Here is a 15,398-nt window from a genome sequence, read left to right as displayed (position 1 = left end):
AAGAAAATTCTCGCCTTAATAGGTCTTATTGTTGGACCAGCTCAGCGCCGGCGGGCGAGGTAACATGGACACCGCCCTGGCCTACCAGAATCAGATCGCCTTTGTCGTCGACGGTCACCCCGGCCAGGGAAATTCGATCAGAACGGTTACTCACAACGAACGTTTGGCCATCATCGCTACTGCGCATGATGCTGCCGCCGTTACCAACGATGACCAGGGAAGCGTCCGGCAACAACGCCGCGCCAGACAGGCCAAATTCCAGCGGGCCGCGTGCGCCTTTCAGCTTGATGGCGGTCCAGGTGTCACCAAAGTCAGTGGAGCGCAGCAAGTTGCCGCGCAGCCCATAAGCCAGGAGCGTCGAAGCTTTAGCAGTGCCAACCACTCCGAACAATGAACCCTGATACGGGCTTTGCACATGCTCCCAGGTTTGTCCGTCATCGGCGGAGCGGAACATGCTGCCCTGTTCGCCAACGATAAACAGGCCGGAGTCCTTCACGTAGGCAATGCCGTTGTAGTGGAACTGATCCTGGTTATCGATGCGGTCGCTGACGTCCGCCCAGTGCGCGCCGCCGTCAGTGGTGGCCAACAGCGCACCGTAAGCACCCACCGCAAACCCGGTGCTGGCGTCTTTGAACCAGAGGTCCAGCAGCGGCGCTTCGCGCTTGACGTCTTCGAATTGTTTGGCCCAGGTCGCGCCGCCATCGGTGCTGGCTAAAATCTGCGCATCATGACCGACCGCCCAGCCGTGTTTGTCGTCGACAAAAAACACCGCTGTTAGCAACTGTCGGCTCGGGACGCTGGCCTGGGTCCAAGTCTTGGCCTGGTCATCGGAATAGAGAATGTGCCCGCGGTCGCCCACGGTGACCAAGCGCGCGCCAGCATGGGTAATGCCCAGCAGCAGGCTGCGAGAGGAACGGGACGATGGGATAGACGCATCAGGGTTTTCGGCGCCGGCCTGGGCGGCATACACAGGCGTGCAAAACGCAAACGCCGAGAGCACGCCGAGTATCGTTAATGCGGTCGCCAGGGTGCGCCGGTTTACAGGCTCACTCATAGACTATTCCCCTTCTTATTGTTATTGGGTCGACCTTCAGGTTACGCCAGGCAACGGGTCGCAAGCGCTCTAGCAGCAGCCTTTCGGAAGCAGCCGTATCCTATCCAGCTTTGGAAACGTATGACAATCGACATGACGTTATCTTTTGTTAAGCCGACACGGATTGATGATGGGGTATTCGTTTGCATGATGGATAGCCAACATGATCTGTAGAAGCCAACCTGTTGGCGAAGCGGTCGTCTCGCCAATACGTTGGCCCCTACAGCCGGGCATTTACTGGTTGGGCAGCGACGCCCGTGCGAGGGTGCCGCCTTCGCGCCGTCGATGCAGGCGCAACTCTCCACCGTGTTCCAGGACAATCGCCCGTGCCGCCGAGAGGCCGAGCCCGACGCCGCCAGTATTGCGATTGCGTGAAGCCTCCAGACGAAAGAACGGCTCAAATATCTTCTCAAGCAGCGCTTCGGGAATGCCCGGCCCATTGTCGATCACCTCAATGATGATCGAGGTTTCTGACTGAGACAGATTGATCTGTGGCGACTCGGCGTATTTGATCGCGTTTTCCAACAGATTGGTGACGACGCGCTTTATCCCCAGAGGACGGCCGAAATACACCCGCTTGCCGGGGCCGGAAAATTCTACCGTTACACCCTGATCACGGTAGTCATCAATAATCGTCTGGATAAGTTCTGACAAATCGAAAGCGGTGGCCGGTTCAAGCCGTGCATCGTCGCGGAAAAACTCCAGGGCCGAGGTGATCATCGACTGCATTTCATCCACGTCGCGAAACAGTTTGCGCTGTTGCTCCTCATCCTCGATGAACTCACCTCGCAAACGCATGCGGGTCAGTGGCGCACGTAAATCATGGGAAATGGCCGCGAGCATTTGTGTGCGATCAGTCACGAAATGCCGAATCTGCGCCTGCATGGCATTGAACGCGATGATGGCCTGGCGTATTTCATAGGGACCTTCGGGGATGATCGCAGGGGCGTTAAGGTCGCCACCGAAACGTTTGGCCGCACGGGCAAAACGCCTCAACGGGCTGGCGAGTCGGCGGGTGGCGAACCAGGCGACGAACAACGCAGCGCTCAGGCCCAGCAAGGCGACAACAGCGTTACGGGCCGTTTGGGACATGCCCCATGAGCGATCGGGGGTCATAAATGACAACCAGGTCGCATCGGTTAACTGCACCACCAGCATGTAGCGGGCGCGAGGATCAGCGTACGGCCAATCATCAGGATCAAAGGCTTCTACTCGGCGATGCAGGGAATTGGTCAACTGCTGAACCACCGCCGCGTCTCGGAAATGCCCGCCGGTTTCAATGGGCGCGCCGACACTCTTGTGGTCTATGTACCACCCGACGGTAAACAGCTGACTGGTCGCCGCCCTGGCTAAGGTTGGACGTAATTCGGCTGGCGCCACGTCAATCACCCGGGTAATGGCCGCAGCCTGCTCAAGCAGGCCGATCTGCTCCAGCGATGGGCGCGACCAGACGCCAGCCGCTTCGATAAACAACGCATAAAGCGCCAGCGAAGTGACCATCGCAGCGGCAATGGTCAGCGCGATCCAGCGCACGATTGTGTCCTGAGAACCGTGGGACAGGTTCATTGCCGACCCACGCTGGCGGTAAAAATATAACCGCCGTTGCGCACGGTGCGGATGATGTCCGGGCGTTTGCTGTCGGGTTCGATCTTGCGGCGCAGGCGGCTGACTTGCACGTCGATGCTGCGATCAAAGGCGTCATGGCTATGCCCACGGGCCAAGTCAAGTAACTGCTCCCGGGTCAGAATCCGCTGTGGGTGGTCGACAAACACCCGCAGCAGGTCAAACTCGCCCCCGGATAACGGCACCATGACGCCCTGGGCTGAGCGTAATTCCCGGCGAGTCACGTCTAGTTGCCAATCGCCAAACACAATCACCGGTCGCGTTTCGTCCACCGAACGTAAGGGCTGTTCTGATGTGCGCCGCTGCACCGAGCGCAAACGCGCCAGCAATTCCCGCGGGTCGAAGGGTTTGGTCAGGTAGTCGTCAGCGCCCAGCTCAAGGCCGATGATTCGGTCGCTGACTTCGCTCATGGCAGTCAGCATCACCACCGGCAAGTTGGATTCTGCGCGAAGTTTCTGACACAGGCTTAAACCGCCCTCTCCTGGCAACATCACGTCCAGAATAATAATGTCCGGGCGTTGGTTTTTAATAGAAGCCCACATGGCCACGCCATCGCAAGCGACCTCCACCTCGTAGGCATGCCGAACGAAAAATCTTTTCAGCAGGTCGAGGATTTCGACGTCGTCGTCGACGATCAAGAGTTTGCTCACGAGGGTCCAGCCGGGGCTATTAGCGAGCCCTAATCTAAGTCAATTAAACGGCCCGGTCATATATTTCAATCCAGTAATAATCCTACCGCAGCAGCATAAACGAGACATATTCCAGCAAGGTCAGTTAGCCATCCTTGGGTGAACGCCATCCACGGAAAACCCCATCATGCAGTTATCAAACAGCCTTGCGGACACTCGGAAAAACCCTGTGAAAGCATGGCGAACGCCGTTTCAGGTCTTCGGGCTATTAATTGGTACAGGGATTCTCGGCGCGTGTGCGCAGGTATCTTCGCAAGTGCCCTGTGAACAACTGGGTTATCAAGTTAACGACCCTGGCGCGCCGGTTAACCGCAGCATTTTTGCCTTTAACAAGGGGCTTGATACCTACGCCCTGAAACCAGTGGCCCACGGCTATAAGCATTTGCCAGAGATGGTTCAACACGGGGTGCATAACTTCGCCTCTAACTTCGGCGAACCGAAGCGCTTCATCAATGACTTACTGCAAGGCAACGTGCGGCGCTCTGCTAATACGCTGCAGCGGTTTGTGTTGAACAGCACGGTGGGCGTGCTGGGTCTGATGGACGTTGCTACCGGTTGGGGTCGTCCTTATCACGACGCAGACTTCGGCCAGACCTTTGGCGTGTGGGGACTGGCCAGCGGGCCGACGGTGGAGTTACCGCTGTTTGGTTCATCGGACGTGAGGGACAGCGTCGGCAAAGTCGCCAGTTTTGTGCTGGACCCGTTCGGCAACGTCGACAGCGATACCTATGACACGCTGAGTACCCTCAGCACCGTGGGTGGCATCGTCGACGGCCGTGCAGAGGCATTGCCGTTGACCGACAAGCTGGAGCGTTCGCCTGATTATTACAGCGCGCTAAGGGATAAAAAGGGCCAGCATCGTAATGTATTGATACTGGAAGGCAAGCAAGGTTCGGTCGCCGATTCAACCATCGCCCAGCGCTGCATGATTACCCCGCAAGATGCCGATGCGGTGAAGGGTGCGTTGTAGCTCAACTTTCGCGTGAAACCAGTTCTGTAAGAGCCAACGTGTTGACGAGAGCCCCAACGTGGTGTGTCAGGTTTATCGTCTCGCCAACGTTGGCTCTTACAGATACATGGGCTACTTAAGACCCATCACGCCAGGCTTTTGCTCACCACTTCAAACACGTCACTGGACAGGTTGCCGGAAGCGCGGATGCGTTCCAGTTCGCCTTTCATGAGCGCCTGACGTTTGCTGTCGTATTTGCGCCAGCGGGTCAATGGTGCCAATTGGCGCGAGGCGATTTGCGGGTTGAACGCGTTCAGTTCAATCACCAAATCCGCGAGGAAGCGATAACCCGTACCGTCTGCCGCGTGGAAGTTGATCAGGTTCTGACCGGCGAATGCGCCCACCACAGAGCGTACTTTGTTGGGGTTTTTCATGTTGAACGCGGGGTGCTTCATCAGCGCCTTGACCCGCTCCAATCCACCCGGCAAGGTGCTGCCCGCCTGGACGCTGAACCATTGGTCCATGACCAGCGGGTTGTCTTTGAAGTTTTCGGCGAAAGTCGCCAGCGCCTTGGCTTTTTCTTCAGCGAACGGCGAATTGACCAACACCGCCAAGGCCGTCAGGCGCTCGGTCATGTTGTCGCTGGTATCGAACTGCTCAAGGCACGCCGCCAATACTTCCGGCTTGCCGCTGAGCATCAGGTACGACAGCGCGATGTTTTGCAGGCCGCGACGGGCAAAATGCTCGGCTTCGGCCACGTAAGGCGTAGCCTTGGAGAGTGCACGATTCGCTTGATACCGCTTCCACAGGCCATCGAACAGCGCGCTAGCCAATTGCCTACGTGCGAATTCCCGGGCGGCGTGGATTGCGTCCACGTCAGCGATTTCGCTGATTTCAGTAAGATAAGCCTCACCGGGCAACGACAGCATTTCCGCCACCATGGCCTGATCCAGCTGATCATTGGCCAACAAGCTGCTCAGCGCCGTGACCAACCGTTGATCAAGCACAAGGTCATGACCTTTCTGGTACTGGCCGATCAGTTCTTGCAGTACTTGCACCGACAGCTGCTGACCCGCATCCCAACGATTGAAGCCATCGCTGTCGTGCTGCATGAGGAACATCAGTTGATCGCGGCTGTAAGGAAAGCTGAGTTTTACCGGCGCCGAGAAGCCACGCAGCAACGATGGCAATGGCTGTTCAGCGATGTCGACGAAGGTAAAGGTCTGCTCGGCTTCAGTGATTGAAATCACCCGAGTAGTGCTGCCAGCTGCCGCTTCGCCCGACAAGCGCAATGGCAATTCATGACCGGTAGCGTTCAACAAACCGAGTTCCACCGGGATCACGAACGGCAATTTTTCCTGCTTGTCCGGGGTTTGCGGGCAGCTTTGGCGGAAGGTCAGGCTGTAGGTTTTCGCCGCGCTGTCGTAAGACTCGCTGACTGCCAAGCGTGGGGTACCGGCTTGGCTGTACCACCGTTTGAATTGGGTCAGGTCAACACCGTTGGCGTCTTCCATGGCCGCAATAAAGTCATCGCAGGTCACGGCTTGACCGTCATGGCGCTCGAAATACAGATCGCTGCCTTTGCGGAAGCCTTCGGCGCCGACCAGGGTCTTGATCATGCCGACCACTTCCGAACCTTTTTCGTACACGGTCAGGGTGTAGAAGTTGGAAATCTCGATGAAGCCGTCAGGACGCACGGCATGAGCCATGGGGCCGGCATCTTCGGCGAACTGGTGGGTGCGCAGGTAAGCCACGTCCTCAATACGCTTGACCGTGGACGAGTTCATGTCGGCGGAGAAGCCGGAGTCGCGGAACACGGTGAAGCCTTCCTTGAGCGACAGCTGGAACCAGTCACGGCAAGTGACGCGGTTGCCCGACCAGTTGTGGAAGTATTCATGGGCAACGATGGCCTCGACCCGCTGGTGCGCGGCGTCGGTGGCGGTTTCGGCACGGGCCAGCACGGCGCTGGAGTTGAAGATATTGAGGCCCTTGTTCTCCATGGCGCCCATGTTGAAGTCATTGACCGCAACGATCATGAAGATGTCCAGGTCGTATTCGCGACCGTAGGTCTCTTCGTCCCAGCGCATGGATTTTTTCAGGCTGGTCATGGCGTGTTGGCATTTGTCGATGTTTTCTGGCTCGACGTAAATGCGCAGGGTCACTTCACGCTGGCTCATGGTGGTAAACGTATCTTCGACGCACCACAAATCACCGGCCACCAGCGCAAACAGATACGCCGGTTTCATGAACGGGTCTTCCCAGGTCGCCCAGTGCCGGTCGCCCTCTTCCGGGCCGCTGGCAATCGGGTTGCCGTTGGACAGCAACACTGGGAAATGATGTTTTTCGGCGCTGAGCGTGGTGGTGAACTTGCTCATCACGTCTGGGCGGTCGAGGTAATAGGTGATCTTGCGGAAGCCTTCGGCCTCGCATTGGGTGCAAAACATACCGCTGGATTTGTACAGGCCTTCCAGGGCGGTGTTGGTTTCCGGGTGAATACGCACCGAGGTGTCGAGGGTGAACTGGGCCGCTTTCGGCTGCACCGTTAGGTGATCCGGTGTCAGCAGATAATCGGTGGCGCTCAGTTCGGTGTCGTCGAGCTTCAGAGCCAGCAACTCAAGCAATTGCCCGTCCAGCACCAGCGGTGGCAAGCCGGCACCCCGCGCCGGATTGCGACGCATGACCAACTGCGCATGGACCAGCGTCTGGTCGTCGAACAACTCAAAGGTCAGGTGCGTCTCGTCAATGAGGTACTCAGGCGCCTGATAGTCCTTGAGGTAAATCATTTTCGGTTGTTCTGTGCGCATGCTGGAATCCCCTTACTGGTGCGCGTCCTTATGGGACGGGCCTAGTGATTCAAAGTCTAGTGATGCACGGCCAATTGGTAAGCCGTGTATTTACGAATGTTGATAACCCCGGTGTCGAAGATCAGGTATTGGCCCTTGATCCCCAGCAGCGTGCCTTCGACAATCGGGTTTTTATCCAGATTGAAGCTGACGATTTTCGCGGGGTACGCCTCGACCGGGTAACGAATGTCTGTGGGTTCGACGTCATGCAAGAGTTGGATAGCCTGTAGGCCGAATCGTTCTTGCAAGCCCAGCAAGCCTTCGCGGCAGGAGTCGAACAGTTGCTGACGAACCGCCTTCAAGTCAACCGCTGGCGCATCGCCCTTGAGCAATGCGCGCCAGTTGGTGCGGTCAGCCACTTGGCTGCGAAACAGGTCTTCGACGAACCCGGACTGTTGGCGGGTAGTGACCCGGGCGATGGGTAAACCCTGAATTGCGCCCTGGTCGAGCCAGCGGGTCGGCAATTGAGTGGCGCGGGTGATACCGACTTTGACCCCAGAGGAGTTGGCCAGGTACACCACGTGGTCGGTCATGCAGAATTGCTCGCCCCAGGCCGGATCGCGGCAGGTGCCGTGTTCGTGGTGGCATTTTTCCGGGCTCATGATGCACACATCGCACTGCGCCAGTTTGGTCATGCACGGGTAGCAATACCCCTGACTGAAACTGGTTTTGGTCTTGCGTCCGCAATGGCTGCAATGGATCGCACCCAAGTACTCCAGCCGGACCGTTTTGCCGATCATGGGATTGACTGGAATGTCCGCATCGCCCAAGCGAAAACCGTATTGCACCGTCGGCGTGTCCAGACGCACCGACATTTTGTTGACTGCACCGCGACCAATTTCAATCAATGTAAAGAATCCGACTTGAACAAGATATTCGGCACCGGCGCCGACTTCGACGCGCACTCTTGCGGCCCCATGTAACCGGTGCGTTGTTCTTCCGGCAAGTTCTGCACTTCCCAGGCGATCAACGCCTGTAAGGACAACTCTCGCTGTTCTTGCGACAACTTGCGGCCGTCGGACCATTTGCCGATTTCTACCGCCAACTTCAGGCTTTCGTAGATGTCCGGGGTAATGTTTTCAATCATTTCGACGAAAGAGGACATATCACTCTCCAAAAGTAGTTGCGCGATTTTAGCGATTACGACGGGCTAACGCACCGCCCAAAAGACCGGTAATACAACCAATGATCAGGCCGCCCACATGCGCGCCGTTGGCGATGGCGCCAAAGCCCAGCATGCTGACCAGGCCTGAAATACACAACAACAGCCACACCAGCATCATCACCAGCACGCCACGTGGCAGTCGATAAATCGGGTTCGGCGCCAGCATCTGGTAGATCCAGCAATGGCCGAGCAATGCGTAAAGAACGCCCGACAGGCCGCCAAACAACGTCGGCCCGCTGTACCAATATTGTGCGTAGTTGGACGCTGCACTGAACACCAAGGTCAGGCCGAGCAAGTGCCAACTGCCCTGACGCAATTCAATCCGTCGCCCAAGCTCCCAAAACCACATACCGTTCATGGCCAAGTGCAGCACGCCGAAGTGCACCAGCATCGGGGTAATGATGCGCCACCACTGGCCCGCTGCCAGGCTGTCCGCCAGCGGGGTGAACTGGAGGTAGTCGCCGTGCACGCTGAAATTGAGAAAGGTCAGCCAGCTCAGACTTTCAAGGTTGTCACCGAACAGGGTGACGCCAGCAACGATCAAACTCAGCAGCAACACCAAGGCCGTCACCGGGCTGTTGCGCAGTTGCTGGACGAAGCCGGGCCGGACGTAGGCTGTGCCCTGCTCCGGGTTCGGTAATTCGTAGGAGGGATCGCCCTCAGGAAAACGCTGATACAACGCGCGGATGTCCTCGGCCAATTGCGCATTCGGCACCCACAGCACCTGCTCGCCACCGTCTTCGCTGACGCGATGGGGCACGCGCAAGCGCTGCAACAGGCTGACGAAACCACTCAAATCGGTGGTCAACGGCAGACGAAATACAGAAACAGAACTCATTGCGCAGCCTCAGGACGTTCAACGTCGACCCAGACAAATTTATGCGGGTCGATCTGGGTTTCCTGGTCCAGCCGATAGGCGACCAGTTTGCCGTATAGCACGGCGCTGTAATCCAGGCAGGCCAGGTTTGGCCGAATAGGCGCGGGATGGCCGCTGCGCCAGTAATGCCCGACGAACAGCATCGGCTCGCTGCTGCCATAGCGCAGCAAGGCGCTTTTCTCGGTAGAACTCAATGGCGTTTTCGCCACCAGGTCGGGCAGCGCATCTGGCTGAAACACTACATCGCCGTAGGTTTGCGGGTCATCTTCCCAGAACTTGGTACGAAAGAACGCGCGCGTCAGGCCATCGCCGCCAGTGAGCGTCAGGCCGTGGGGCAAGCGCATGTCGGTGCCGCGCAACAAGCGGTCAAATACATTGGCGGCAAAACTGCCGGCCACCGCAGACGCCTGGACGAAGGCCTCGTCTATGCAACCGTCGCTGTGAACGGCACGCAACTGCCCGATCAAATCCGCATCCCAACAGGCGTGGACCATGCGGAAACGTCCGGCGTCGATGAATAACGGAAGTTCGTAGAACCAGGTGAGGAAATCCTTCCAGTCCGCCGGATGCTGCTCGAACTGGTTCAAGGTTTCGCCCAACAAACGTCCATGACGCGGCGTGTGTTCGCGTACGAATGCTTTGCCACTGCCTGGCAGTGCTGGCGTGCTCCAGCCCAGTGCATTGAATTCATGATTACCCATGATGCAGCGCGCCTGGCCGGCTTCGACCATGCCGTGAACGATATGCAGCGCTTCGCGAATCCGTGGACCACGATCGATGATGTCGCCCAGAAACAGCGCCATGCGTTCTGGATGGCGCCAGATGCCGCCCTGAAAACGGTAACCGAGGGTGTCGAGCAGGTGCTCAAGCGTATGGGCACATCCGTGCACGTCACCGATCAGATCATAGCCACGCGCGGGATCGAGCATCAGTCGCCTCCACCACCGAGCCGGCTACCCCAGCCAAGCTTGGTGCGACAGACTTCGTAATAGTTGTGATCAAGGGGGTGGATCAGGCGCAATTTCTGCGGTTTTTTGCTTACGGTGATGGTGTCGCCGGGGGCACAGGTGAAGTGATTCTGCCCGTCGCAGGAGACCTGTGGATAAATCTGCATGTCTTTGGACACGACGATTTTCAGCTCGCTATTACCGTCCACCACAATTGGCCGACCCGACAAGGTGTGCGGGTACATCGGCACGATGACTATAGCGTCGAGTTTAGGGTGCATGATCGGGCCGCCCGCCGACAGCGCGTAAGCGGTCGAACCGGTGGGCGTGGCGACGATCAAGCCGTCGGCCTTTTGGCTGCAGACGAATTGGCCGTCGATGTACAGCTCGAATTCGATCATGCGCGTCGATTTACCGGGGTGCAGAACCACGTCGTTCAACGCATCACCCTGGCCGATGGCTTCGCCGTGACGACGCACTTCGGCCTGCAACAGGAAGCGATTTTCCACCAGGTAATGGCCGTCGAGTACTTCGGCAACTTTCACTTCCAGTTCGTCTGGGCGAATGTCGGTGAGAAAGCCAAGGCTGCCGCGGTTGATTCCCAGCACCGGCACATTGTGCCGCGCCAAGGCTCGGGCCGCGCCCAACAGACTGCCGTCACCGCCGACGACAATCACCATGTCGCAGACTTCACCGAGCATTTTGCGGGTCGAGGTTTGCAGGCCATGGCCCGGCAAGACTTCGGCGATGGTGTCTTCGAGGATCACGTGCATGTGCCGCTCGAGCAGAAATGCTTTCAGACGGCGCACGGTATCCAGCACCTGCGAACTGCCGAGGCGACCAATGATGCCGATATTGCGAAATTGCTCCATGGGGCTCCTGCGGGATTCGATGCGACTCAAAGAAGACGATTATGGGTGAAAGGCCGGGGTAGCGGCAAACCAACACCTATTATTTCATGAAGCCCCTCTGCAGGAACCAACTTGTTGGCGAGGCGATTGATGGCGCACACTTTTATGGGCCCTCGCCAACAAGTTGGCTCCTGCAGCATTCAACACCAGCTATTCTCGCAGCATGACTTTGTTCCCGAGCTTACTCGACCTTCCCCGCCAGTTGCGCCATCCCGAGGTGCGGGATCTGGCGTGGGTGATCCTGGCGCCACCGATGCTCAGCGAGACACCTTGGCCACAACGCCACCCGCTGACCGGCAGTGACTGGGTGCAATCTCCGCAACGGCTGGCTGACTGGTTGATACGCCTGGATCAAGACAGCAGCGCCCTCAATCATTGGCTGGCATTGGGTGCGACTCGGCGGTTGGGTCTGTATTACGAGCGGCTGTGGCAATTTGCCGTGCATCAAGCACCCGGCGTGGCGATGATCGCCGCCAACCTGCCGATCCGTGTCGGTGGGCATACGTTGGGTGAGCTGGACATGCTGCTGCGCGACGGCGACGGCGTGCATCACGTGGAGCTGGCGATCAAACTCTATCTGGGGCCGCAAGACGGTAATGGCAAGGACCCGGCCCAATGGCTGGGTCCAGGCTGTCACGACCGGCTGGACCGCAAACTTGCACATTTGGCCCAGCATCAGTTGCCGATATCCGCACGACCGGAAAGCCGTGAAGTGTTGAATGCACTGGATATCTCTCATTTCAGCGCCGAGCTGTGGCTGGGTGGCTATTTGCTCTATCCGTGGCCGGGTCACGCAGAGTCGCCGCTTGGTGTGCACCGTCAGCATTTGAACGGGCGTTGGCTGCACCAGCGAGATTGGCCGGCATTCAGCGCACAAAGTCCCCCTGGCCGTTGGCAACCGCTACCACGCCATGCCTGGCTGGCCCCCGCGCATTACCGCGAGGCGCACACTTGGCAGCACGATCAACTGCACGAGTGGCTGGATCAACTCGACCCCCTGGCCCCCGCGCAACTGTTGGTGCGCTTGAGCGAAAACCAGGCGGGTGAGTGGGAAGAAGCTGAACGGCTGTTTCTGGTCTCGGACCAATGGCCAAACCTGGGGAACACCACCAACGCCGTCAGCGCAGCGGCGTTGGTCCGTTGATAATTGACCACCCCGCAAACACCCTCGTCTCTAGGAGCCAACTTGTTGGCGAGTTGTTGGCGAGGCTTCTCACGCTGTGTGTCTGAAACACCGCCTCGCCAACTAGCTGGCTCCTTCAAGGGACGTGAGATTTAAACGTGCTTGGTATTCGGCAACAACACGGTAAATATCCCCAGCAGCGGCAGGAACGAGCACAGCGTGTACACGTAGATAATGCCGTGGGCGTCTGCCAGGTAACCCAGCAACGCTGCGCCGATCCCGCCGAAGCCGAACATCAAGCCGAAGAACACACCCGCAATCATGCCGACATTGCCTGGCACCAGTTCTTGAGCGAACACCACGATGGCGGAGAATGCCGAGGCCAGGATGAAGCCGATGATCACGCTCAGCACCGTGGTCCAAAACAGGTCCGCGTACGGCAGCATCAAGGTAAACGGTGCCACGCCGAGGATCGAAAACCAGATCACGGTCTTGCGCCCCACCTTGTCGCCAATCGGCCCACCGAAGAACGTACCCGCCGCCACGGCCCCGAGGAACAGGAACAAGTGCAGCTGTGAACTGGCCACCGACAGGCTGAATTTCTCGATCAAGTAGAAGGTGAAGTAGCTGGTGAAGCTGGCCATATAGAAATACTTGGAGAACACCAGAAATCCGAGCACCACCAAGGCCGCAATCACTCGATTTTTCGACAATCCATGGTTGGCTTTCTGTCCGGCCTTGAGCTTGAACAGGCTCAAGTGCGCCTTGTACCAACGACTAATGGCGTACAGCAGGCCGATGGCAAACACCGCAATTAACCCGAACCAGGCGATATGCCCCTGACCGAACGGAATGATGATCGCCGCGGCCAGCAACGGCCCGAACGCTGACCCGGTATTGCCGCCCACCTGGAAGGTCGATTGCGCCAGACCGAAGCGTCCGCCGGAAGCCAGCCGCGCGATGCGCGATGCCTCAGGGTGAAAGGTCGACGAACCGATACCAATCAACGCCGAGGCCAACAAGATCAGCGGAAAGCTGCCGACCATCGACAGCATCAAAATACCCAGCAGCGTGCAGATAGAACCGGCGGGCAACAGCAACGGATTTGGATGACGATCAGTGTAGTAACCCACCCACGGCTGCAACAGCGAGGCAGTGACCTGGAACGTCAGGGTAATCAAGCCGACTTGAGTAAAGCTCAGGCCATAGTTAGCTTTGAGCATCGGGTAGATCGACGGCAGTACCGACTGAATCAAGTCGTTGATCAAGTGCGCCAATGCCACCGCACCAATGATGCGCATCACCAGTGGACTGCTCTGGGTCGAGGCCACCGGAGGTATCGCGCTCGTCTGAGCGTTTGTAAGAGCCATGAAGTTCATCCGTTTAAATGGACACGCGCTTTGCAAAGGAGTCATCAGCGCCCGAGGGCGCCAATGTGCCACTTTTTAGCGCGTCAGTGCCATTTTTTGTTGCAAACGGTGACCGTTTTCACTGTCCGCGCCGTGCAGGGATATTTTCGAGGTCTCTGGCAGCATCATGCCGCCGAGCAATGCCAGCACGCTAACCGCCATCAGGTAAAACGCTGGTGAAAGGTTGCTACCGGTGGCGGTGATCAACCACGTCGCCATCAACGGCGCGGTCCCACCGAATATCGTGTAGGCCATGTTGTAAGTAATCGCCGACGCGGTGTAACGGGTACGCGTAGGAAAAGTCTCGGACAGCAAAGCGGCAGTGACCACCCCACACAACACCGCGCCGATGGCCAACAGCATCACGCCGACAATCGATGCGATAAACGACCCGGAACTGGCCATCAGAAAGGCGGGATACACCGCAACCAGCAGCAGCACACAAGCGCTGGCCATGGTTGTACGGCGCCCTACCCGATCGGAAAATGCCCCGGCCAACGGACAGATTGCAGCCGCAAAGATTAATGCGATCACTGACACCAGCAGCGCCGACGCACGGCTCAGCCCGCCCGCGACTTGCAGGTAAGTGGCGAAATAGGTGGTGAACATGTAGAACGACAACGCCGTCAGCGAGACGAACGCGCCCAGGCAACAGATGGCGGCGCCGTGGGTTGTCAGGGTTTCGCGCAACGGTGAGTGCGCTACCGCGCGTTCTTCAGCCACCGCTTTGAACGCCGGGGTTTCGTCCAGTTTCCAGCGCAGGTACACGCCCACCAGCCCCAACGGCGCCGCTACCAGAAACGGCAAACGCCAGCCCCAACTGCTCATGGCGTCGAGGGACAGCGAAGACTCAAGCGCATAGGCCACTACGGCGGCGCAGGCGAACGCGGAAAAGGTTGAGACCGGCACGAAGCTGCCGTACCAGGCGCGCTGGTTGCGCGGCGCATGTTCCATCAAATAGGCGCAGGCCCCCGCGTATTCGCCACCTGCGGAAAATCCCTGAGCACAACGAATCACGGTCAAAAGCACCGGCGCCATGACGCCAATGGCTGCGTAACTGGGCAGGATGCCAATCAAGGTTGTCGCACCGGCCATCAACAAAATGGTCAGGGCCAAGGTCTTTTTGCGCCCTACCCGGTCTCCGAGCATGCCAAAAAAAATGCCGCCCAACGGCCGAAAGGCGAACGCCACGGCGAATACCGCGAAGGTTTTCAGCAGCGCTGCACTGGAATCGCCGCTGGGGAAAAACTGCTGAGCGATAGTGGTCGCCAAAAAGCCATACACGGCGAAATCGAACCATTCGACGAAGTTGCCGATGGCCGCCGCGCAGATGACGCGTCTCAAGGTGGCAGGGTCTACCTGCTCCGTTGCTTGGGTTGTCATGCTGGCCTCGGCGTGTTCGTTAGGAAGGTCTCTATTATCGGGACGGCGCTTTCGTATGCTGAACCATAAGAGCCGCTCGCATACTCACCAACAACTCGATAACGATGAGCGGTCGCAGGATTCATGCCAGAGGTAGCACACAGGAAAGTGCAGACAGCACTTGTAGGCCTTTTCCCAAACGTCATTCAGTGCATTGAGCCAGCAGCGCCTTTGCCTCAGGCTGCAAATTTTGCACAGCAAGGAACGCGTAATGACTGACTTCATGACCCCGCGCGGCCACATGGCCAATCTGGTTGCCATGTCCAAAAGCGCTACTCCCTTCGGCCAAATTGGCGTGTGTCCGTTGACGCTTGAAACTGTCCAGTTACTGCCCGTGCGCTACGGCC

13 protein-coding genes are annotated in these 15,398 nt (G+C 58.1%); 2 read left to right on the top strand and 11 right to left on the bottom strand.

The features are described from left to right. Window positions 1-25 precede the first annotated feature (25 nt). The 3 genes from JWR17_RS11395 to JWR17_RS11385 form a co-directional block, all read right to left on the bottom strand. Entirely contained in the window at window positions 26-1,054 is a 1,029-nt protein-coding gene (locus tag JWR17_RS11395; RefSeq protein WP_299831312.1) for a YCF48-related protein, read from the bottom strand. 273 nt (window positions 1,055-1,327) lie between these two features. Beyond that, a complete protein-coding gene (locus JWR17_RS11390) occupies window positions 1,328-2,659 on the bottom strand; it encodes an ATP-binding protein (protein WP_299831309.1) in 1,332 nt (443 codons plus the stop codon). Beyond that, window positions 2,656-3,366 carry a response regulator gene (locus JWR17_RS11385; protein ID WP_299831306.1) on the bottom strand — a complete coding sequence of 237 codons (711 nt, stop codon included), beginning with the start codon at window positions 3,364-3,366 and terminating at the stop codon, window positions 2,656-2,658. Before JWR17_RS11385 ends, JWR17_RS11390 begins: the two co-directional genes overlap by 4 nt. Window positions 3,367-3,532: 166 nt before the next feature. Between JWR17_RS11385 and JWR17_RS11380 the strand changes: the two genes are divergently transcribed. Further along, on the top strand, window positions 3,533-4,375 hold the full coding sequence (locus JWR17_RS11380; RefSeq protein ID WP_299831303.1) for a VacJ family lipoprotein: 843 nt from the start codon (window positions 3,533-3,535) through the stop codon (window positions 4,373-4,375). Between the two features lie 125 nt (window positions 4,376-4,500). Here the strand turns inward: JWR17_RS11380 and pepN are convergent, their stop codons facing one another. Genes pepN through JWR17_RS11350 form a run of 6 tightly spaced genes read right to left on the bottom strand, consistent with a single transcriptional unit; the run spans window position 4,501 to window position 11,058 of the window. Beyond that, complete coding sequence (gene pepN, locus JWR17_RS11375) at window positions 4,501-7,158, bottom strand: aminopeptidase N (RefSeq protein ID WP_299831301.1); 2,658 nt, start codon at window positions 7,156-7,158, stop codon at window positions 4,501-4,503. A gap of 56 nt (window positions 7,159-7,214) precedes the next feature. Continuing rightward, entirely contained in the window at window positions 7,215-8,045 is an 831-nt protein-coding gene (locus tag JWR17_RS11370) for a DUF2797 domain-containing protein (RefSeq protein WP_299831396.1), read from the bottom strand. After that, a complete protein-coding gene (locus tag JWR17_RS11365; RefSeq protein WP_297844301.1) occupies window positions 8,042-8,302 on the bottom strand; it encodes a DUF1315 family protein in 261 nt (86 codons plus the stop codon). The genes JWR17_RS11370 and JWR17_RS11365 overlap by 4 nt, the downstream gene beginning before the upstream one ends. A gap of 28 nt (window positions 8,303-8,330) precedes the next feature. Next, window positions 8,331-9,200: a rhomboid family intramembrane serine protease gene (locus JWR17_RS11360; RefSeq protein ID WP_299831298.1), complete on the bottom strand. Its 870-nt coding sequence runs from the start codon at window positions 9,198-9,200 to the stop codon at window positions 8,331-8,333. After that, window positions 9,197-10,168 (bottom strand): metallophosphoesterase, encoded by a 972-nt coding sequence (locus JWR17_RS11355; RefSeq protein WP_299831296.1) that lies wholly within the window; start codon window positions 10,166-10,168, stop codon window positions 9,197-9,199. Before JWR17_RS11355 ends, JWR17_RS11360 begins: the two co-directional genes overlap by 4 nt. After that, window positions 10,168-11,058, bottom strand: coding sequence for an NAD(+) kinase (locus JWR17_RS11350; RefSeq protein WP_299831293.1), 891 nt, complete (start codon window positions 11,056-11,058; stop codon window positions 10,168-10,170). Before JWR17_RS11350 ends, JWR17_RS11355 begins: the two co-directional genes overlap by 1 nt. Window positions 11,059-11,260: 202 nt before the next feature. Here JWR17_RS11350 and JWR17_RS11345 point away from each other — a divergent pair, with 202 nt between their 5' ends. Then, complete coding sequence (locus JWR17_RS11345) at window positions 11,261-12,241, top strand: DUF1853 family protein (protein WP_299831290.1); 981 nt, start codon at window positions 11,261-11,263, stop codon at window positions 12,239-12,241. 131 nt (window positions 12,242-12,372) lie between these two features. On the opposite strand, the gene JWR17_RS11340 is transcribed toward JWR17_RS11345, so the two are convergent. Together JWR17_RS11340 and JWR17_RS11335 are read right to left on the bottom strand one after the other, a co-directional pair. Continuing rightward, on the bottom strand, window positions 12,373-13,590 hold the full coding sequence (locus JWR17_RS11340; RefSeq protein ID WP_299831287.1) for an MFS transporter: 1,218 nt from the start codon (window positions 13,588-13,590) through the stop codon (window positions 12,373-12,375). Window positions 13,591-13,665: 75 nt separating this feature from the next. Beyond that, window positions 13,666-15,012, bottom strand: coding sequence for an MFS transporter (locus JWR17_RS11335; protein WP_299831284.1), 1,347 nt, complete (start codon window positions 15,010-15,012; stop codon window positions 13,666-13,668). Window positions 15,013-15,398: the final 386 nt, after the last annotated feature.

The sequence above is a fragment of the Pseudomonas sp. genome (assembly GCF_028293835.1).
In the GTDB taxonomy this organism is placed as follows: Bacteria; Pseudomonadota; Gammaproteobacteria; order Pseudomonadales; family Pseudomonadaceae; genus Aquipseudomonas.
This window is presented reverse-complemented; position numbering and strand designations above follow the sequence as displayed.

Coding starts and splice junctions, on each gene's coding strand:
- JWR17_RS11395 (WP_299831312.1), bottom strand. CDS start 1,054: ATGAGTGAGCCTGTAAACCGGCGCACCCTGGCGACCGCATTAACGATA.
- JWR17_RS11390 (WP_299831309.1), bottom strand. CDS start 2,659: ATGAACCTGTCCCACGGTTCTCAGGACACAATCGTGCGCTGGATCGCG.
- JWR17_RS11380 (WP_299831303.1), top strand. CDS start 3,533: ATGCAGTTATCAAACAGCCTTGCGGACACTCGGAAAAACCCTGTGAAA.
- pepN (WP_299831301.1), bottom strand. CDS start 7,158: ATGCGCACAGAACAACCGAAAATGATTTACCTCAAGGACTATCAGGCG.
- JWR17_RS11365 (WP_297844301.1), bottom strand. CDS start 8,302: ATGTCCTCTTTCGTCGAAATGATTGAAAACATTACCCCGGACATCTAC.
- JWR17_RS11360 (WP_299831298.1), bottom strand. CDS start 9,200: ATGAGTTCTGTTTCTGTATTTCGTCTGCCGTTGACCACCGATTTGAGT.
- JWR17_RS11355 (WP_299831296.1), bottom strand. CDS start 10,168: ATGCTCGATCCCGCGCGTGGCTATGATCTGATCGGTGACGTGCACGGA.
- JWR17_RS11350 (WP_299831293.1), bottom strand. CDS start 11,058: ATGGAGCAATTTCGCAATATCGGCATCATTGGTCGCCTCGGCAGTTCG.
- JWR17_RS11345 (WP_299831290.1), top strand. CDS start 11,261: ATGACTTTGTTCCCGAGCTTACTCGACCTTCCCCGCCAGTTGCGCCAT.
- JWR17_RS11340 (WP_299831287.1), bottom strand. CDS start 13,590: ATGGCTCTTACAAACGCTCAGACGAGCGCGATACCTCCGGTGGCCTCG.
- JWR17_RS11335 (WP_299831284.1), bottom strand. CDS start 15,012: ATGACAACCCAAGCAACGGAGCAGGTAGACCCTGCCACCTTGAGACGC.